Below are 19206 nucleotides of genomic sequence, written 5' to 3' on the forward strand. Positions count from 1 at the left end.
TCCGTTTCGCGTCGAACCGTATCAACGCTCCGGGGGTGGGTGCGCCGACGCGACGGCGCTCGGCGGCTCCGACGACCGCGCGATTCGAGCCAGCGTCGTCGCCGGCACATCGACGGCGTCGAGGCGTTCGCTGAGATCGTCGGGGACGATCGAGAGCCGCGCCGCGAGCCGTCTGTCCCTGGCGATCTCCGCCGCGAGCGTCTCGACGCCTGATACGCCGCCGACGGCGGCCATCGACTCGGTCGCCGACGCGAGGCAGTCGGCTCGCTCGATCCGTTCTGCGGTTTCGAGGCGGTCCTCGATGCGGTCGATCCAGCCAGCCATCCCGTCCGGGACGCCATCTGTACACGGTTCAGCGTAGACCAGTTCGACCGCGGGCGGCGTCGGTCGAACCGGCGTGGCGAACCCCACGGGCGTTCGTCCGGCGGCGATTCGGGTCGTCACCCCGGTGTCGTCCCACCCGCCGAGCGGCTCGCCGTCGATTCGCGGAGGCCAGATCGTGCCGTCGAACGCTGGTTCGAGCCGGATTCGGTGGGGACGCTCGGCCTCGATCACGACCTCCACGAAGGTCACCCGTTCGGCCTCGATGGTGTCGACCGTCAGCGTCGGCATACGCCGTCTGGCGGCCCCTTCGTTGATAAACTCATGGGGCTCGGGAGCGATCCGATACACCGACGCGTCCAGCCACCGCGCTGCTTCACGGCGACTCTCGAACCGTCCACAGGCCAACACGATCGGCGGTTCGACCCGGCCGATACGAATCAGCGCGAGCGCGGCCGAGATCGGATCGGCGTCGGCGTACCTTTCGGCGTCGCTGTCGGGGACCTTCGCCACCGCGGCGTCTACCATCGGCTCGACCGTTTCGAGCCGCTCTCGGCGCGCCGTTCGGCGCAGGTTTCCGAGCCGGTCCTCCAGCCGGAGCCGTGTCTCCCTCGAATCGCGGACGGCTCGGGCACGGCGTCTGGCCTCGGCGAGCGCCTCTTTCGCGGCGACGTGGTCGGTTTCGGCCTCCGACAGCTCCCGTATGGCATCGCGATACTCGTCGCGGAGGGAGCCGTCATCGGCCTCCTGCAATCGTCCACGGAGCGTCGCGACGCGCTCGCGTTTCGATTCGAGCTCGGTGGCCGTCTCCGCGACTCGTCGGCGGCCCGCCGTTCGCGACGGCACCGGCTCAGCAAGTCCCTCCAGTTTCGATCGCGTCTCGCGGCGCTCGGTATCGACGCTCGTCTCGACGTCCAGCGATCGCGCGACTGCTGCGAGCGCGTCCACCCGGCGAAGCGAGAGCCCGGGCGCAACGACGCCGACGTGGTCGTAGAGGCTCACAGCTCTCGTCGCTTCATCGCCGCCGGATCCGGGTGCGGTGAACCGACCGCGAACTTTGCGTAGGCGACGTGCTCGTTCGAACGGTTCTCGTACGCCCGCGCGGCATCGCGAACCGGCTCGCGGACGTCGCGGAACTCGTTGAACGGCTCGGTTCGTTCCACCTGCACGTCGTCCGGATGCTTTTCGCGCAGCCGGAGCGCGAGAAAGGCACCGTGCTCGGTGTCGTCGAGCAGCGCCGCCCGCCCCAGTCGGCGGACGACACTCCCTCGGTGGGTCCGACACGCGTTTCGGAGCGACGTTCGAGCGCCCTGCGAGTACGTCACGACCAACAACACGGTACTCACTGGACGCGTTTCGAGCTTAAACGTACGCCCTCATTCGAGCGGCCGAACGGTCGGTGCATCGGCGTCCGTCAACGCTCGTATCCGATCTCTCGCCTCCCGCTCCGAGGCGGCGACGACGATCGTCCCCTCGTCCGAGCGATACGCCGAAAGCTCGCCGTCGAACTCCGTCGCGAACGTTCGAACCGCGGCTCGGATCTGCCGCTCGCAGGTCTCCAGGTCGACTTCGCCGGCTTCCAGCGCCGACAGCGCTCCTTCGATCCGGCGGAGGGTGGCGATTCGGTCCATCTACACCGTCCGGAGATGGTCCGTCGTCGGTTCGTACACGTCGCCCTGCCGGCGGAGCTTCTCGATCTCGTGTTCGGCCTGCGATCGCTCCATGCCGATCTCCTCGGCGCGATCCAATATCGTCTCGATCGGCGCGCCCTCGTCGTACTCCGTCTCGATCTCCGCGATCAGCGATTTGATGTTTTTGATGCGGTCGCGCTGGCTCTTGCTCCGGCCGGTCTCGACCACGTCCGCGTCGAACTCGCCGGTTTCGGGATCGACGCCGATGTCCTGCAGACACGATCGGACGATCTCGATGACGCGCTCGGCGTCCTCGCGCTCGACCGTATCCGACAGCCGCATCCGCGCGGAGGCCTCCGAGAGCCGGACCAGTGCTTCGAGTTTCCGGGCCGTCACCGGTACCGGCGCGTCGTCGTCTTGGCCCTTCGAGCGCAGATCGACGTAGAAATCCCGTATCTCGACTTTCGCCTCCTCGGTCATCATCGGATAGCAGTTCCGCTTGGCGTAGGCGATGTACTTGCGAAGCAACTCCGCGTCGATCTCCGGTTCGACGTTCTCGGTGACGTTCTCGACCTCCTCCTCGGTGACGTTCGACGTCGTCGTGTTCTCGCGGTGGGTGAACAGTTCACCCGCGTAGTTCGTGTTGATGATGTGATCCGCCAGGTTTCCATCCTTCTCGGCGTCGGGCTGATCCGTGACGGTGAAGATCAGGTCGAATCGCGAGATGAGCGCCGGCTCCAGATCTATCTGCTCGCCGATCGACTCGTACTGATCGAAACGGCCGTATTTGGGGTTCGCAGCGCCCAAAAGTGAGCATCTAGATTTGAGGGTGGCGTTAATTCCTGCCTTGCTGACGCTGATCGAGTTGTGCAGAACGACGCCTTGACTGATGAAGGTGTTCGTTGGCTCGACGGTCACGTCGTAGGCCCACTCGCAGGCGTGCTCTCCCTCGTTCGGGACTATCTTTACATCGCGCACCCGGTAGTATCGAAGCTCGCAGCGTTCTTCGAGGTCAGATGCCCGCTTGTCGAACGATTCGAGAGCCTCTGAGATGGCTTTTTTCGCTAGCTCGGCCAGTCTCGTTCGTCGCTTTTGATCGTATCCACCGCTCTCGGCGTAGTGTATCGCGCTCGTCGTTTCGCCGTCGAGTCGCTCCGCCAGTTGCCGACCCGACCAACCGACGACTTCGCGAACCTCGGAAAGCGTTTTTGCCGTTCGAATTCTCCTTTCGATCTCCTCCGCTCGCTCCCGAAGCCCTGTGAGTTCTTTTCGGACTGTTTCAATCTGGACGCCGTATCCCTCGTCGAGATGCGGCTTAAACCGACCAGTAAGCCGGACACCGAGTAACCGTTTGAGCTCTCTGATCTCTTTAGCTGCACCTGTCGGCAGTACGTCGTGGTGCCGCAACGTCTCGTTACTCCTCGTGACGAACGCAGCGGCGTCGTCGTAGCGCTCGTCCGCGGCTTCGACGACCCGATTGACGAATCGTTCGGTCGAATCGCCCATCACGTACACTTTCCAAGAGTCCTCCGCGATGTCGTAGTGAATTCGGGAGCTAACACCGAGTTTCGAGAGTGCGTCAGCGTAATCTCTCGCCAGTCCTGTCGACGCCGTAGAAAACGACATCGCTTCGCTTTCGACGCCCCCGTCCCCGGCGAACGCCCCGACTAGGAAGCGGCGGATGTTCTCTTCGGAACTCCCGAGCACCTGCGCCGGAATCCGTTTATCGCGTGCTGTGTGCATGAACTCCGGAAAGTTCCGCTCGAACCAGCGGTACAGTTTGGTCGAGATCCATCGTTTTGTTACCGTTCCAGCCGCGTTTGTCGTATGGGAGCTTTTCATTCCGAACACCGACGACATAAGGTCGGCCATCCGATCCAACAATCGCTCGTTTTGGTTCGAAAAGCCGATCTCGTGAGCCGAGCCAGCGTATGAGTGCCCCTCGGCGACGAGGAATCCGAGCGCTTCTGCGAGATCACCGGTTAGCGTCTCCGGGAGTCGGACGTCCTTTTCTTTCCCCACGTGCGCTTCCGGGTCGAGCTCGACCGCCGCACTCGAGTTTGGAAGCTTTCGCGGTGCGGGTACGAAGGTCCCCGGTACCATCTCCCTGGCCGGAATCGTTCCCGTTTGGGTTCCATCGTCGACGAACATCGGATGCTCGGGCGTCACGGTCACGGATCGTCCGTTCGAAAACGTTACCTGGATGAACTCGTCAGGAGCCTCGTGACGGCTCACCCGATCGATGGGACGCTTGCTCGTCTCGTTGGTGTCGAAATCGACGGAGTGAACGCCGACACCGTCGATCGGAAGGATCTCACAGTCGATGCCGTCGACGACCGCCTCGGGTTGCGCCTGCATCCGCTCGTCCACGAAGTCCCCGATATTGATGCGTCGACCGTCTGAGAGCAGGATTTCGGTGTCAGGGTGGTATGATTGCTGCTCGAGCGCTTCGTGCATTGCCGAGCGATCTTCCGGGCGCATCTTATCTAGCTCGTCGACAGCGGCGATTCCCTGATCGGCCAACACGAGCGCGCCGGCTTCCAGCGTCCACTGCTGGCCGTCGCCGAAGTCGTCGCGAACCGCGGCGGCGGTGAGTCCCGCACTGGACGAACCTTTACCAGAGGTATAAACCGACCGTGGAGCTAGGTTACGGACGTACTGGAGTAGCTGGGAGTTATGCGAGATGACGTTGTTCGAGACGTAGCTGTGGGTTCCCTCGACTTCGAGGTCGTAAACCCAGTCGTAATCAGGGTCGACGGGTTCGATCGAGTCGATCCGATCCCAGACGATATCGCTATCCACGAGCGCCCGAAGTCGTTCGATAGCTTCCTTCACCGACAACGCCGCGTCGATCCGCTCTAATACGGCCTCTTCCGCACCAGCCACGCGTCCACCGTCCGGAACGACTTCGTTTCGTTCGTAGTAGCTCACGGCGGACTGCTCTACGCCCATCCCGCTGGCTAACGAGGCCTGAGAGATGTTCAGCTCATCCCGGCTCTCGACGATGGTGTTCCAATTACCAGCGGAAACGGACTCGCGAAGCTCCGATAACTCGTCGAGCCTTTTCGAAAAGGCACGCAGAACCGTACGGAGGCTGGAACGGCTCGGATTTCTGTCACCCTGCTCGTAATGTTGGTACGTAGTTCGCGGAATCCCGCAGTCGAACTGCGACAGTTCGAGCCGCTCTCGAATCTCTCGCAGCTCGTTGCCGACGTTCGGAACGATGTCCGTATTCGTGTTCACGGAAACCTCTTCGAACGCCGAGGCTGCATCGGATTTTCGGTTGGTGACGAACCCTATCTCAGCTCTGTACCGCTCGAAATCCTGACCGCTGATCCTGAGTCGATAACTTCCGTTTGCCCTCGATTGTAACTGTGCTTGAATCTCGAACGAAAGCAACAGGCTTCGAACGCCCTCTAACAGTTCCCGACTCGTCGAGGCAACCGAGAGTTCGCGTTCCGTATCCGAAACCGTGCACTCACCATCGATGTACGCTCTCAAGAATCCTGCTTTACAGGGGCGCGTGGCACGGAATACCACTGGTGGTACGCGCTGTTCGGCGGAGCTTTCGAGCATTGCCGGCTCGATGCTTTCGAGGAATCGAACGAGCTCTCCGGACGAACAGACCAGTTCGTTCGCAGTCTTTTTACCATGTGGTTTCCGTTCGAAATAGTTTACTCCGAGTTGATCGAAGACCGATGCCGCATCATCGAGTATCTCTGCGTCGTTGTTCGTCAGCCAGATGCCGCCCGTGTTGTCGTCGCGGTGCTCGACGTACCCCTCCGCGACGATATAGCCGATCAACCGGGCGAGTTCGGGTGTCAGTTTATTGGGTGCCTCCAGCCGAACGGCGTTGTTCGATTTCGATCTGCGGTAGGAAACGTCGAGGGTGTCATCGCCCGCCACCGGTAACGAGCGCGGTGCGGCGATGAACTTCCCTTCCTCCAGATCTTTCGTCTGACGGGCACGAATACCCCCGTCAGAGCTAACGAACAATGGGTGGCTCGGCGTCACTTCCAACGTTCGTCCGGTTGCTGTTTCGACTCGATACATCCGTTCTGGCGTCTCGCGTTTCCATACTTTCGTCGCGCGTTGATGTCTGAGAACGCCGTCGTGGCTCATCGACGGGACCGCAAAATCGACCTCGTCGTAGACGCCGTCGTCTATCGGTTTTGGATCGTCGAGATTCGATTCTACGAGTTCTTTGAGCGGAACTTCGCTCCCGTCCGAAAGTGTAACTCTCGTGTCCCCTTTCGCGCACTTACCCGTACCGGGATCACCGATCAAGAGCATGTGCAGATCTCCCCGCGTCCGTGATCCGTCCGGGAGATGCTTCGTCACGCCCGAGAACAGCTGCATGATGATCGCGAGCTTCTCCTGGTCGTAGCCGTAGATCGAGGGGGCCATCGAGGCGATCATCTTCTCGTAGATGTCGGACTCGTTCGAGAGCTCGATGATCCGCTTTTTGTCCTCGTCGGTGATGTCCATGTCCTCGAACTGCTCGTCCTCGATCTCGACGGACATCCCGTCCATGTACACGTCGAAGATGGGGGACTTCTCCTGGTTCGACCCCTGCTGGTCGAGGTGAAGGACGCCCGTCACGCGGACGTGATCGCCCGCGGTCACGTGTCCCGTGATGTCGTCGTCGATGTGGACGTCGATGCTCTGCGGCGTTTCGCCGCCGCGGAGTCCCTCCGGGGACTCCTGTACCCGGAGTTTCTGCGCGTCGACGAACTCCGACTGGTCGAAGTTGATTTCGAAGGGGCCCTGCCGCTCACAGCCCTGACACTCGTGTGGTTCGTAGAAATCGCCGGAGGTCTGCGGAATGCGCGTGAGGGTGCCGCAGCGCTGGCACTCGAAGGCCGCCTCGGTGACCTTCGGGCGCACGTCGGTCGCCTTCCGGACGATCCCCGTCACCTCGACGAGCTGGCCGCGGTGGCGCGCGCGAATGTCGCGGATGCCGGTCGTTTTCTGGAGGTTTTGGACGCGCACGTGCGCTTGACCCAGCTTCACGTCGACCGGCAGATCGTAGAGTCTGAGCGCCTCCTCGGCGTACTCGCGCATCTGGTCGGGTTGGGCGACGAAGTCGTCCGCGAGATCCGGATCGAACCGGTAGAGATCGTCCCAATCGATGTACAGCGAGCGCTTCTCGTTCGGGTACTTCTGGGCGAGTTGGCCGATCTCGTTGCGGTAGTAGTCCCGGTAGAACCCTTCGAACTTGTCGATGACTTCCGTGTTTTCCGCGCGAGCCATTCTGCGTACACTCCCTTCGCGCGTGATCGAATAAGAACCTTGCCTCACCGGACCGGAAGTGAACGCCGCGATCGTGTCTCCCTCCGAGGGGTATCGAGCGCGTCACGTTCGCCACGAGCCGTCGTCCTGCGGGATCGGTTTCGGCGTTCGCGTCAGCCGTCATTCGTCGGCCGGAGGGACCTCCGGATCCGGGCCATCATCCGGTTCTGAGGGCGCTCCTCCCTCGCCCGGCTCCGTACCGTCCGCGTCGACTCCCTCAGTCTCTGGCCGTCCGTCACCGGGGGTGGCGGGTCGGTACGTGTAGAGATAGCCGTCGTGAAGCACGTAGTAGGCCTCCTCGTTCGGGTCCTCGATGACGCTGTTGTTGGTGTCGATAGCGAAATCCACCAGCGAGCTCAGCGATGTCGCCGCGGCCCGCGGTCTATCGAACGCCTCCTTCGGGAGTTGCATCGTCGATATCCACTCGTCGAGATCCGTCCGATCGTCCTCGTAGGCGAGCAGCTCCCGCTCTGTGGGGGTGAGCGCGAGTTCCCCTCGACCGCGGGCGACCACGAGCCCGCCGAGCGCGGCGAGCGAAACCGCCAGCAGTGCTGGCGATCCGAAACTTCGAAGCGGTCCGGGCGACCGCTCGACCGTGACGGTTCGCATCGCCTCGCTGCGGTCGGTCAGCTCCCCCGGATCGTCGAGTCGGTAGACGCCCTCCTCGAGCGAGATCGGTAACGCGTGCTCTCGCGACGCTTCGACCTCCCGGCCGTTGACCCTCCCCACCATCTCGACGACCACACGGATCTCGACCTCGGCCTGCCCGGGCGGGTCGCCGAGCTGCTCCTCGATTCGGTCGGTCCGATTCGCCGTCTCGTTCATGTTGATCGCGAACGGAACCTCGATGGCTCCTCGAGGCGAGAGCGCCCCGTCTCGACTCGTTTCGAGCGGTTCGCTCGTCTCCCAGACGACCGTCGTGTTCTCGCGAGTCTGCTCGACGCCGCGGAGGACGAGTTGCACCCGAACGGTCGTGTTCAACTCGCCGCCGTCGCTCGCCTCGTACTCGAACGCGTACGTCCCGTTGAGCCACGGCGTGACTTCGGTGAAGTAGACCGACCGATCCTCGAGTGTGGTCCCGGCGGGATAGGCGGCGGTGTCCTCGGTCACCGTCGCCGAGTGCTCGAACGCCCCGGTCGTCTCCCACGACGAGCCCGGACGCTCCTCGGTCGTCGTGGGGGGCGAGGCGTACGTCACGTACGTGAGCCCGCCGCTGCCGACGACGAGGACGACCAACACGGCGACGACGATCGGAAATTGGGCGTCGAGCAGCGCTCGAAGTCGGCGAGATCCGGTGCTCATCTCCGGAATCCATGCGTCCCCTGCGGTTTGTTATGCGCTTACTGGCTCCCGTAGGACTCGCTTACGACGCAACGGGCGTCGTCGTGGGGGTCGATCGATCTCGAACTCCGCTTTGCGGCGTATAACTTTGCGTGCGTCGCGTCACGCTCCGTTCATGGACACGATCGCGAACCTCCCGAGCAGACCGCTCCGGGAACGAGATATCGCCCCACTGTGCGCCGACGATCGGCTCGACGCCGTTCCGTACGGTGGAATTCCCGACGCGGATTCGATCCGTATCTGCACGATCAAGGTCGCGACCGACGACACCGCACACGCACTCGGCGTCGACGACTCGGACGGACGGTGGACGCGGCTCGCGTCGGTCGACGCCGACGACCTCGTCGCGGCCGACAGGCGACTCGACACCGCTCTCGACGAGTGGGTTCAGACCGTCTACGGCGGTGAGTTCCGGGTTCTGAAGTCGATCTGATCGGATTGCCCGCGTTGCCCTCCGCCTCGCGATCACCGCGTGATCGACGGCGTAAGCCGAGCCAAACTCAGCCGCACACAGTCTCTGCGGCCGCCGAACAGACCGTTTGTCGGCTTCGATGGGGCTCTCTTCCGATTCCGCTTGTTCTCTATTCCAAAGGGGGATACCCACAAAGGCTGGAGTGCGCGCCGCAGTCGGTGGGTGCTCACACACCGAACTGGACGCGGCGCTCGACAACCGAGGGAGAACACCAATGCAACGACGCAAATTCGTAATCGGTTTGGGATCGCTCGCGGCCGGGGCTAGTGCCGTGGTCGGCACCGGCGCGATCACGGAAACGAGTATGGAACGAGGGGTTCGCGGACGGGTCGCCGCTGATGGTCCGAATAGCGCGTACGTGGCAATAAACCCGTTACTTAACGGAGAACACCTCGAATTCAACCAGTCGACGGGAGAGATGCGCCTGTTCTTCGGTGATCTCGGAAGCGGAGGCGCTGGACTCAACCCCGATTCGAACAATCGATTTGACGCGATCTTCGAGGTGGAGAATCAGAATCCAGGTGGTAACCCTGTCCACGAATTCTGGCTCTGGATCGAGAACTCGCACCCGAGGCTGACGTTCTACCTTGACAGTCAACCCGGCAATTCGATCGAAGGCATCTCGAACGCCGAGTCGATGGGTAGCGGGAACGACGATCCCGTGCGCGCGCCTGTAGGCGTCCACATCGACCTGACTGACTCCGGGCTGACTGCGGGTGATAATCTCCAGTCGCTGTTCGACCCGAACGATGAGTTCGTCATTCACATGGAGAAGACGAACGGAAGTCCACCGTAAATAGAACGAGTACGAAAACGACGATATGGCCTCTTTACTTTTTTCGACGCTATTCGAAGCACTCCTGCTATGCCGCTCAAGAAACATCATATCTCGACGTTACTGAGCGGCCTCCTCGTCTTGTTCGTCGTTTCACTCGTTCTGAGCGGATTGTTGGGCCAGCCAATTTTGATCGGCTACGTCGAAACTGACAGCATGTCTCCAGCGCTGGATCCCGGAGACGGATTCGTTGCGATTCCTGCGGAACTCAGCGGCGAGATACACGAAAACGATGTCGTCGTATTCCAGGCTGAATTCCTCCACGGTGGGGGATTAGTCACCCACCGTGTCGTTGGAGAGACCGACTCCGGATACATCACGAAAGGGGACGCGAATCCGATCGCGGACCAATCCGGACGCGGAGAGCCTCCCGTACAAAACGAGCAGATCGTGGCGAAAGCGCTTCAAATAAACGGACAGCTCGTGGTGCTTCCGAATCTCGGCGCGCTGGTCGAGACCATACAGGGTGTAGTCGAGGGGACGCAACTTCGTCTCGCGGGCCTTTTCGGAACTCGACTATTTCTCGGAGCGCACGGGATAGCGATACTCTCCTCGATCCTCCTCTTTTTCGTATATATCGGCTTAACTCTGCAAGAGACCGCTCAACGCCCCGGAAGGGAGTACGAACGTGATTCGACTCGATCCACGGGGATGAGTAGTCACGTGTTCGTCGTCGCCATCATCCTGATGTTGGTTACCGCGACCACACTCGGGATGGTGCTCCCGAGTACGACACACGAACTGGAAGCGATCACATCGGACAGCGAAACGGTGACGTTGAACGTCGATAACGCGGGATTCCTTCCGGTGGTCGTACACTTCGAATCTAACAGCGGGTCGATCACGGTCGATCCACAACGTCTGTACGTCCCGTCGCAGTCCTCCCAAGAGGCAAAGGTGGTCCTGCCGCCGCCGGAGAGCGCGGATGATATGCGTCGTTATCTCGATGAACGCCGATACTTCGCCCTCCTTCCGCAACCGATATTGACGACACTTTATCGGTTCCACCCCTGGGCCCCCATCCTCGTCATCGACGCGCTGATCGCGGTGCCGTTCTATCTGCTCGGGATCGGACTGCTCGGGACGGGTCGGATCCGGAACCGATCTCGGGACCGGGAACTTCCTGTCCTCACGCGCGTCCGCCGGATGTTTCGGGAACTGTACTGATCGACCGGTCGTTTCGCACACGACGATCGGACTCTTGCCGAGGATCGTCGTCCGTCGTCGCGAAAGGCCCCCGACGGCGAACCGTTGACGCCCCTTACCATCGGTAGATTTCGCTTTCGATCCGTCGGCATTCTCCGACCGACATTCCGAAAAGTATCTCTCGCATATAATATGGTGTATCCCCCACATACTCCGCTCAGTAGCCGGGTACCGGCATTCATATACATGTGAAGTATAAGATACTGGATCATCGCTCTCCCGCTCGTAGAGAGTGTTTGTGGACGATGTTGGGAGTTCATAGCAAAGTACCCGTCAGGTGACGTGGCGAACGACATGGGGGCACTGGTCATCACTGAGGAATTTAGGACAGCGATTCAACCATGAGCAGCGTGGGATCGAACGGACCGTCGGTCCAGCGCTCGTCCGACGCCGTCCGCTTCTCAAGAGACGACACGCTGGAAGTGCTCAGCAACCGACGCCGTCGCTTCGCGATCCACTACCTCAAACAGCGAAACGGCGGACAGACGACCGTCTCCGAACTCGCCGAACGGGTGGCGAGCTGGGAGAACGACAAAGAGATCGACGAACTCACACACCGGGAACGAAAGCGCGTCCGGAACGCCCTGCGGCAGTTTCACCTGCCCAAGATGGACGAGTACGGGTTCCTCGAGTACGACGTCCAGCGCGGGACCGTCGCGCTCTCGGCGGCCGCCGCCAGGGAGGACTTCTACGTCGATTCGCTCACGGGAGGCGAGATCCCCTGGAGCGTTTACTATCTCGGCCTCTCGGGGTTGGGGATCGCCTGCGTGGCCGGGCTCTGGATGGGTCTGTTCCCGTTCACCTATCTCTCGCCGCTCGAATGTGGCGTCTTTTTTGTCACCGTTCTCGTGGTTTCATCGCTCGGACACTTCTACGACAACTACTACCGGATGCGGCTGGGATCGCGCGAGAAACCGCCAGAGGTTGGACGGAAATGAGCCGCCGCCGAATGCTGTTGCTCGCGGGCGCTTTCGTCATCAGTCTCGCGCTCGTGACGGGGACCAGCGGCGTGAGCTCGGTCACGATGACCCGAGGGATCGACGGGGCCATCGTCGACGACCAGCGCGCCTACCTCGGGATCGAACAGACGGCCACCGCCGACGCCGGCACCGCCGTCCTCGAGGTGCGAATCACCAACCGACATCCAACTGCGGCGTTCACGACCATCGTGGTGACGATCAACGGGACGACCGTCGATCTCGGCGGTGGCGGTCCCGTCGCTCCTGGCGGGGCCGTCTCGCACACGTTCGAGTCGGTCCCCTGCGACGCCACGGCGGAGATCGAAGCGTCCGGAAGCGATCTTGGCATCGAACTGGAGCGCGCGGTGGCCTGTGCGTAAAAACGTCGCCGCAGTAACTGAGTGGGACCGCCCGAATTTGAATCGGGGTTACAGCGTCCCAAACGCTGAAGGATACCAAGCTACCCCACGGTCCCGCACCCGTCCGTAGCCGCCGCCACCGTGAAAACGTTTCGTTCTCGGCCCCAAGGGATTTAGCGCCACTTTGCGAACGGTTTCGTATGGTTACAACGATCGAGGTCGCCCTGCTGGTCGCGGTGTTGGCGCTGTTGTTCGGCGCGTACCGGATCATCAAGGCGGTCAAGCCGTTCATCGTCAACGCCGTGGTCGGCCTGATTGTGTTGGTGATCGCGAGTTTCCTCGGCATCGGCGTCGAGATCACCCCGATCGCGGTGTTGATCTGCGCCGTCGGCGGGATCCCCGGCGCGATCCTCGTCATTCTCTTGGCGTATCTGGGGATCGCCTTCGCGGGAATGGCCGTTCCGGTCGGCGTGTTGGCGCTGGTGTAAGTTCGGTCGGCGCTCGTATCGCCTACCGATCCTCGTCGCGCAACTCGATCCCCGCGACGATCTCGTCGGGGCTCTCGCCGGAGCGGATCGCATCGAGCATGAAGAACGCCTCCGACGGTTCGAGGAAGTGTTCGGTGATCGCCCGTCCCAGCGGCGTCGGCTCGAAGCCGTCGATGAACTCGTATTCGATGAGCTTGCCGAGGGCGTGTTTCGTCGGCACCTCGCCCACCATCCGGTCGTTCAGCCGCTTGGCTTTCCGCCCGGCGACGGTGATGTTGGCGAGCGTCTCCTCGATCGCCGCCGTCTCGTCGTAGCCCGTGATCACGGGCTCCATCTCGCCCTTCAGCAGTTTGAACGCCACCTCGTCCTCGGACATCTCCATCGAGTTGTGGTACGTCCCGTCGGGGTCGACGAGGAGGTACACCGTTCCCTGATCGTGGTAGTCCGGGCGGCCGGCTCGGCCGAGCATCTGCTCGAACTCCTGGACGTTGAGCCACTCGATCCCCATCGCCAGCGAGTCGAAGATTACCTGCGAGGCGGGGAAGTCGACCCCGGCGGCGAGCGCGGCGGTCGTGACGACGGCGGCGAGCTCCTGCTCGCCGAACTGGCGCTCGACGCGCTTTCGTTGGCCGTAGTCGAGCCCGGCGTGGTACGGCGCGGACTCGTAGTCGAGTCGCCGCGAGATCTCGTGACAGCGCCGCCGGGAGTTCGTGAAGACGATCGTCTGTCCGCGATACCCCTTCGAGGACTTCGCGTCGAACGCCCGGCGGACGAGCTTGTTCTCGATGTCGACCTTCTCGCTCCCGTCGGCGAAGGTGACGTGGCGCTCGATCGGGACCGGCCGTTCCTCGAACTCGATCAGCTGGGCGTCCAGTTGTCCGGCGAGTTCGGGCGCGTTGCCGACGGTCGCCGACAGGTACACCCACTGGGTGTCCGAGCCGGCCGTCTCGCAGTAGTGTTTCAACCGGGAGACGAGCCCGTCGAGGCGGTGTCCGCGCTCCTCCTCACCGAGGGTGTGGACCTCGTCGATGACGACGCTGCCGATGTCGCCGAGGTCCTTGCCGGTCCGGAGCGCGTGGTCGATCCCTTCGTAGGTGCCGACGATCACGTCGGCGTCCGGGTCGAACCGGTTGCCGTCGTCGCGAATGCGCGAGGCTCCGACCCGGATCGTCACGTCGAGGACGTCGCCGTAGTCGGCCTCGAAGTCCTCGTGTTTCTGGTTCGCCAAGGCGACGAGCGGGACGAGAAACAGCATCTTCCCCTCGCCCTTCAGCGCGCGATCGATCCCGGCGAGCTCGCCGACGAGCGTCTTGCCGGTCGCCGTCGCGCTCACGACGAGCTGGTCGCGCCCCTCGAGGAGGCCGTTTCTGACGGCGAGACTCTGCACCGGGAGCAGCTCGTCGAACGCCTGAAGCCGCGACTTCAACTCGCCGTGGACGTCGAGATCCCGCGTCGAGACGAGGTCGATCTCGTCGGTCGTCGCGCTGATCTCGTCGAACTTCGTCAGATCGGGATCGAGCTGTCCCGACAGGAGGTTGGCGACCCGTTCGAGGTCGCCCACCTCCAGGAGGAGCTCCTCCAGTCGGCCGCGAGCCCCCGAACGGAGCCCGCGGTAGTTCGCCTCCCGCTCTAGTTCCCGCTTCGCGCAGTCCGGGCAGATATACTCGTCGTCGGCTTTGATCGCCGTCTCGGAGGTCAGCGGCGAGTACCGACCCTTCCCCGCACAGACCCGACACGTCCGGACCTGCTTGGCGTCGAGCTGGTAGCCGGCCAACATCGCTTCGATCTCCTCGCGGCCCGCTCGTGGGGTCTGCTCGGAGATCCGTATCCGTGAGGCGCGCCGAGCCATCTCGACGAACTGCTCGGGCCGCCGCGGGATCTCGTCGTCACCGTCTTTGATTCGAAACCGTCCCGGTCGCGGTCCGGCGTCAGTCTCCTTCAGATCGAGCCGCCCATGGAGCAGTCGCTCGCCGTCACGGCGGACGACGACGGCGTACTCGCCGTCGCCCCCGTGGAGGAACAGCGTCCCCACCTCTGCGACCTGTTTCGACACGTGTCACCGTAGTGTATCGTGGTATTTCAGGGGTTCGGCTCCGGATTCGACGTTCGGACGTTGGCGTCACGATACCGCGACGCACGTCACCGCGAAAACCCCTCGTCGAGGTCCGACGTGGCGTACACGCCGGCTCGCCAAGCCGTGTCGACGGCGGCCGTCACGACGAGCCCGACGACGCCGACCCCACCGGCGAGCGTCGCGGACGATACGACTCCCGCGCCTAGCGTCGAGCCGAGCGCGACGCCGAGCCCCCACGCGACGGCGACGAGCGTCGCTGTCGCGCCGACCCCGACGAACTGAACCTGACGCCGCCCGGGTTCCGGGACGACTCGGTTCGCCCGCTCGACCGCGAACGGCAGCGTCGGGGCGTCGAGCGCGATCGCCGGGACGACGAACGCGTCACAGCCGACCGCGACCTCCACGGCCGACACGTCGTCCTCGGTGAGCAGTCGCTCGGCCAGCGGACCGACCGCGAGGCGGGTCTTCACCCACCGATACAGCGGTTCGGCCCGCGAGGCGACCCGGCGGGCGGTTTCGGCTCCCGTCGGCGGCCGCCCCCGATGCGTCCCGCCGACTGCGTGGGCGATGGCCACGCTACACGGCAGCCAGACCGCACCGCAGACCGCGAGGACGGCTGTTGAGCCAAGCGCCCACGCCAGCACCGATCCCAGTCCGTCGAGAACGGTCGGGTCCGTGAGGGTCGTCCATGTGGTGACGGCGCGAACCAATCGCCATCCGGTAGCGACGACACCCCCGACGGCGGCGGCTCCGAGAAGCGTCCACGCGAGCGCGACCGGGGAGCCGACGTACGCACGGACACCCGTTGTCATACCCGAGGCGTCGACGCGAGCGAACAAAAAGGGTGTCAGAACTCGTCGTCCGGCGTCGGCACGCCCTCGTCGGGCGCGTCGAGTTCGTCGAAGGTCTCTCGGAGGTCTCGGATCCGGTCCCGGATGTCGGCGGCGAGTTCGAACTCGAGGTTCGCAGCGGCCTCGTTCATCCGGCGCTCGAGCCGCTCGACGAGTTCCTCGGCCTCCTCGATCGAATTGGCCTCCAGCCCGGAGACGCCGTCGGTGTCGGTCTTCGAGCCGGGCAGGTTCGTCTCGCCGACGGCCTTCTCGATCGTCCGCGGTTCGTGACCGTGCTTGGCGTTGAAATCGGTCTGGATTTCCCGACGGCGGCGGGTCTCCTCGATCGCCGACCGCATCGAATCCGTCGTCTCGTTCGCGTAGAGGACGACCCGGCCGTTGACGTTTCTCGCCGCCCGTCCCATCGTCTGCACCAGCGTCGTCTCAGAGCGGAGAAAGCCCTCCTGGTCGGCGTCGAGGATGGCGACGAGGCTCACTTCGGGGATGTCGAGGCCCTCCCGCAGGAGGTTGATACCGACGAGTACCTGGATCTCGCCGAGCCGCAGCGAGCGGATCAGCTCGTGGCGTTCGAGCGTGTCCGTCTCGTCGTGCATGTAGGCGACGTCGACGCCTGCGCCCTCGAGGTACTCCGTGAGGTCCTCGGCCATCCGCTTCGTGAGCGTCGTCACGAGGACGCGCTCGCCCTCCGGGATCGTCTCGATACGCTCCATCAGGTCCTCGATCTGCCCGTCCGCGGCGGTGATTTCGATCTCGGGATCGACGAGGTGAGTCGGCCGGACGATCTGCTCGACGACGCCCTCTGAGTGCTCGCGCTCGTAGTCGCTGGGCGTCGCCGAGACGTACAGCGTCCGGTCGGTCTTCTCCTCGAACTCCTCGAACGTGAGCGGGCGGTTGTCGTAGGCGGTCGGCAGTCGGAAGCCGTTGTCGACGAGCGACTCCTTTCGGGATTTATCGCCCGCGAACTGGCCCTTGATCTGCGGGATCGTCTGGTGGGACTCGTCGACGACGGTGAGGAAGTCGTCGGGGAAGTAATCGAGCAGGGTGTACGGGGCCTCCCCGGACTCCCGATCGGACATGTGCACGGAGTAGTTCTCGATGCCCGAGCAGTAGCCCGTCTCCTCGAGCATCTCGATGTCGAACGTGGTCCGCTCCTCGATGCGCTGGGCGGCGACGAGGTCGCCCTGTCGCTCGAAGTACCCCACCCGCCGCTCCAGCAACTCCTCGATCTCCTCGATGGCCTCCCGGAGGGTCTCCTCGGGCATCGAGTAGTGCTCGGCGGGGTGGACCAAGGCGGCCGGCTCCATCGAGACGACCTCGCCGTTCAGCACGTCGACCTTCATCATCCGGTCGATTTCGTCGCCCCAGAACTCCACACGAAGGGCGTGACGGCCGTACATCGGGTAGATTTCGACGGTGTCGCCGCGGACGCGGAAGGTCCCCTGCTGGAAGTCGACGTCGTTTCGCTCGTAGTTCAGGTCGACGAGCCGCTCGAGAAGCCCCTCCCGGCCCACCTCCTCGCCGGGCTCGAGCCGCATCGCCATCCCCTCGTAGTTCGTGGGGTCGCCGAGGCCGTAGATCGCCGACACCGAGGCAACGACAATCACGTCGTCGCGCGTGAGCAGCGACCGCGTCGCGGAGTGTCGCAGGCGATCGATCTCTTCGTTGATCGACATGTCCTTGTCGATGTAGGTGTCGGTGCGCTCGACGTACGCCTCGGGCTGGTAGTAGTCGTAGTAGGAGACGAAGTACTCGACGGCGTTGTCCGGAAAGAGGTTCCGGAACTCCTCGTACAGCTGCGCCGCGAGCGTCTTGTTGTGCGCGAGCACGAGCGTCGGCTGTTGGAGCTGTTCGATCACCCACGAGACGGTGTTCGTCTTCCCGGAGCCGGTCACCCCGAGGAGGGTCTGCTTTTCCGCTCCGGCCTCGTAGTCGGCGACCAGTTCCTCGATCGCCTCGGGCTGGTCGCCCGCCGGCTCGAACGGCGCGTCGACCCGAAACGGGCGGTCCAGATCGGGGCGGTCGGGCTGGAGGGGGCCGGTGTCGCTCATTGTCGGGTAGTGGGGGTTGAGACACTTCAGGTGTGCGTTCGCGGCGGGCCCGACTCGCTATCTCGCGTCGTTCGACCGCCACAGCGCCGCCGAGATGAGTGCGGCCGTGAGCGGGACGACCGCGAGGAGGACGAACAGGGCCCGTTGGGTCGTGTACGCGAGCATCGCGCCGCTGAAGGCCGCCCCGAGCGAACCGACGCCGAAGACGCCGACGAACATGTAGCCGTACGAAAGCCCGCGAACGTCGGAGGTCGAGTAGTCGGCGACGATCGCCTGCAGGAGGGGCTGCTCGCCGAAGAGCACGAAGCCCAACAGCGCGCTCACGGCCAACAGCGCGAGCAGCCCGCTGCTGGCGGCGGGCACGAACAGGACGCTGATCACCGTCAGCGCGAAGAAGGCCCCGACGGCGGCTTTTTCGGGGGGCATCGCGTCGCTCAACCGGCCGCCGACGTACTGGCCGCCCATGCCGACGACCAGCAGGCCGACGAACACGTAGCCGGACGGTTCGACCGACTCGCCTGCGATCGTGACGGTCGCGAGGCTCTCGTAGCTCGCCAGCATATCGGGCAGGAACGTCAACACGCCCCGGTAGAAGAACCCCTCGAGGATCAACATCGGGAACGCGATGAGGAACCCGCCGGCGAAGATCGTCCGCGTGTCACCCAGGATCCCTCGGATCGGCGGGAGCGATCCGGGGGCGTCCTCCGGGTCGGTCGCGGTCGGTTCGTCTTCGCCGCCGTCGGTGGCTTCGCCCCCGCCGACCGGTTCGACGGCGGCCAACTCGTCGACGGAGACGTAGATTGTGTAGACCGCGGCGGCGAACGCCGGCACCGCCATGGCAGCCGCGACGAGTCGCCACTCGAAGGCGATCAACAGCGTGGTCGCGACGAGCGGCCCCAGCGCGATGCCGACGTTGCCCGCGATACCGTGGTAGCCCAACCCCGCGCCGCGCTCCGTGACGCCCGTACTGATGAGCCGGAGTCCGGCCGGATGGTAGGCGCTCGCGGCGAGCCCCCACACCGCCAGTGCGAGCGTCACGCCCGCAAGGCCGTCGACGACCGCGAGCAGGGCGAACGACGCCCCCATCCCGAGCAAACAGCCCACGAGTAACCGCTTCGAGCCGTACGCGTCCGTCACGATACCGCTCGGAGCTGAGCCGATGCCGTAGAGGGCGTACCCGACGGCGACGGCGATGCCGAGCGTCGCGGAGCCGACTCCCAGGCCGGCGATCCAGGCGGTGATGAATATCGGGATGGCCAACTCGTACATGTGAACCATCCCGTGTCCCAACATCGTGATCGAGAGGATCGATCGGTCGTTGCCGTTCAT

The 19206-nt window shown here is 63.8% G+C and carries 15 protein-coding genes and 1 tRNA gene; 6 read left to right on the forward strand and 10 right to left on the reverse strand.

Translation table 11 applies throughout. From position 1 onward, the window contains the following. Positions 1 to 21: 21 nt before the first annotated feature. From DM868_RS10005 to DM868_RS10025, 5 genes are all read right to left on the reverse strand, one after another. Complete coding sequence (locus DM868_RS10005; RefSeq protein WP_137276737.1) at positions 22 to 1323, reverse strand: DUF7856 family protein; 1302 nt, start codon at positions 1321 to 1323, stop codon at positions 22 to 24. Then, a complete protein-coding gene (locus DM868_RS10010; protein ID WP_137276738.1) occupies positions 1320 to 1658 on the reverse strand; it encodes a DUF7855 family protein in 339 nt (112 codons plus the stop codon). Before DM868_RS10010 ends, DM868_RS10005 begins: the two co-directional genes overlap by 4 nt. Before the next feature lie 39 nt (positions 1659 to 1697). Further along, positions 1698 to 1952, reverse strand: coding sequence for a DUF7854 family protein (locus DM868_RS10015; RefSeq protein ID WP_137276739.1), 255 nt, complete (start codon positions 1950 to 1952; stop codon positions 1698 to 1700). Next, on the reverse strand, positions 1953 to 7205 hold the full coding sequence (locus tag DM868_RS10020; protein ID WP_137276740.1) for an LAGLIDADG family homing endonuclease: 5253 nt from the start codon (positions 7203 to 7205) through the stop codon (positions 1953 to 1955). A gap of 159 nt (positions 7206 to 7364) precedes the next feature. Then, positions 7365 to 8546 carry a DUF5305 domain-containing protein gene (locus DM868_RS10025; protein ID WP_137276741.1) on the reverse strand — a complete coding sequence of 394 codons (1182 nt, stop codon included), beginning with the start codon at positions 8544 to 8546 and terminating at the stop codon, positions 7365 to 7367. Between the two features lie 154 nt (positions 8547 to 8700). Here DM868_RS10025 and DM868_RS10030 point away from each other — a divergent pair, with 154 nt between their 5' ends. From DM868_RS10030 to DM868_RS10050, 5 genes are all read left to right on the forward strand, one after another. Continuing rightward, entirely contained in the window at positions 8701 to 9018 is a 318-nt protein-coding gene (locus DM868_RS10030; RefSeq protein ID WP_137276742.1) for a hypothetical protein, read from the forward strand. A 253-nt stretch (positions 9019 to 9271) separates the two neighbouring features. Beyond that, positions 9272 to 9853: a hypothetical protein gene (locus tag DM868_RS10035; RefSeq protein WP_137276743.1), complete on the forward strand. Its 582-nt coding sequence runs from the start codon at positions 9272 to 9274 to the stop codon at positions 9851 to 9853. 69 nt (positions 9854 to 9922) lie between these two features. Continuing rightward, complete coding sequence (locus DM868_RS10040; protein WP_137276744.1) at positions 9923 to 11059, forward strand: signal peptidase I; 1137 nt, start codon at positions 9923 to 9925, stop codon at positions 11057 to 11059. Positions 11060 to 11448: 389 nt separating this feature from the next. Beyond that, positions 11449 to 12036, forward strand: a complete 588-nt coding sequence (locus DM868_RS10045) for a DUF7344 domain-containing protein (protein WP_137276745.1) — start codon at positions 11449 to 11451, stop codon at positions 12034 to 12036. Next, positions 12033 to 12437 (forward strand): hypothetical protein, encoded by a 405-nt coding sequence (locus tag DM868_RS10050; RefSeq protein ID WP_137276746.1) that lies wholly within the window; start codon positions 12033 to 12035, stop codon positions 12435 to 12437. Before DM868_RS10045 ends, DM868_RS10050 begins: the two co-directional genes overlap by 4 nt. Positions 12438 to 12459: 22 nt before the next feature. Here the strand turns inward: DM868_RS10050 and DM868_RS10055 are convergent. After that, a tRNA-Pro gene (locus DM868_RS10055) sits at positions 12460 to 12532 on the reverse strand. 84 nt (positions 12533 to 12616) lie between these two features. On the opposite strand from DM868_RS10055, the gene DM868_RS10060 reads away from it, so the two are divergent. Next, the gene (locus DM868_RS10060) at positions 12617 to 12904 is read left to right on the forward strand and encodes a pro-sigmaK processing inhibitor BofA family protein (RefSeq protein WP_137276747.1); all 288 of its coding nucleotides are present in this window, start codon (positions 12617 to 12619) and stop codon (positions 12902 to 12904) included. A 22-nt stretch (positions 12905 to 12926) separates the two neighbouring features. On the opposite strand, the gene DM868_RS10065 is transcribed toward DM868_RS10060, so the two are convergent. From DM868_RS10065 to DM868_RS10080, 4 genes are all read right to left on the reverse strand, one after another. Further along, on the reverse strand, positions 12927 to 14957 hold the full coding sequence (locus tag DM868_RS10065; RefSeq protein ID WP_137276748.1) for a DEAD/DEAH box helicase: 2031 nt from the start codon (positions 14955 to 14957) through the stop codon (positions 12927 to 12929). 86 nt (positions 14958 to 15043) lie between these two features. Further along, a complete protein-coding gene (locus DM868_RS10070; protein ID WP_137276749.1) occupies positions 15044 to 15790 on the reverse strand; it encodes a hypothetical protein in 747 nt (248 codons plus the stop codon). Between the two features lie 35 nt (positions 15791 to 15825). Beyond that, the gene (gene uvrB, locus DM868_RS10075) at positions 15826 to 17877 is read right to left on the reverse strand and encodes an excinuclease ABC subunit UvrB (RefSeq protein WP_137276750.1); all 2052 of its coding nucleotides are present in this window, start codon (positions 17875 to 17877) and stop codon (positions 15826 to 15828) included. Positions 17878 to 17934: 57 nt separating this feature from the next. Continuing rightward, positions 17935 to 19206 carry an MFS transporter gene (locus tag DM868_RS10080; RefSeq protein WP_137276751.1) on the reverse strand — a complete coding sequence of 424 codons (1272 nt, stop codon included), beginning with the start codon at positions 19204 to 19206 and terminating at the stop codon, positions 17935 to 17937.

Origin of the sequence: Natronomonas salsuginis, from assembly GCF_005239135.1 — an archaeon.
Taxonomy (GTDB): domain Archaea; phylum Halobacteriota; class Halobacteria; order Halobacteriales; family Haloarculaceae; genus Natronomonas; species Natronomonas salsuginis.

Excerpts from the sequence above, each read along its gene's own strand:
- DM868_RS10015 (WP_137276739.1), bottom strand. The coding sequence starts at position 1,952 with ATGGACCGAATCGCCACCCTCCGCCGGATCGAAGGAGCGCTGTCGGCG.
- DM868_RS10020 (WP_137276740.1), bottom strand. The coding sequence starts at position 7,205 with ATGGCTCGCGCGGAAAACACGGAAGTCATCGACAAGTTCGAAGGGTTC.
- DM868_RS10025 (WP_137276741.1), bottom strand. The coding sequence starts at position 8,546 with ATGAGCACCGGATCTCGCCGACTTCGAGCGCTGCTCGACGCCCAATTT.
- DM868_RS10030 (WP_137276742.1), top strand. The coding sequence starts at position 8,701 with ATGGACACGATCGCGAACCTCCCGAGCAGACCGCTCCGGGAACGAGAT.
- DM868_RS10035 (WP_137276743.1), top strand. The coding sequence starts at position 9,272 with ATGCAACGACGCAAATTCGTAATCGGTTTGGGATCGCTCGCGGCCGGG.
- DM868_RS10040 (WP_137276744.1), top strand. The coding sequence starts at position 9,923 with ATGCCGCTCAAGAAACATCATATCTCGACGTTACTGAGCGGCCTCCTC.
- DM868_RS10050 (WP_137276746.1), top strand. The coding sequence starts at position 12,033 with ATGAGCCGCCGCCGAATGCTGTTGCTCGCGGGCGCTTTCGTCATCAGT.
- DM868_RS10060 (WP_137276747.1), top strand. The coding sequence starts at position 12,617 with ATGGTTACAACGATCGAGGTCGCCCTGCTGGTCGCGGTGTTGGCGCTG.
- DM868_RS10070 (WP_137276749.1), bottom strand. The coding sequence starts at position 15,790 with ATGACAACGGGTGTCCGTGCGTACGTCGGCTCCCCGGTCGCGCTCGCG.
- uvrB (WP_137276750.1), bottom strand. The coding sequence starts at position 17,877 with ATGAGCGACACCGGCCCCCTCCAGCCCGACCGCCCCGATCTGGACCGC.
- DM868_RS10080 (WP_137276751.1), bottom strand. The coding sequence starts at position 19,206 with ATGAACGGCAACGACCGATCGATCCTCTCGATCACGATGTTGGGACAC.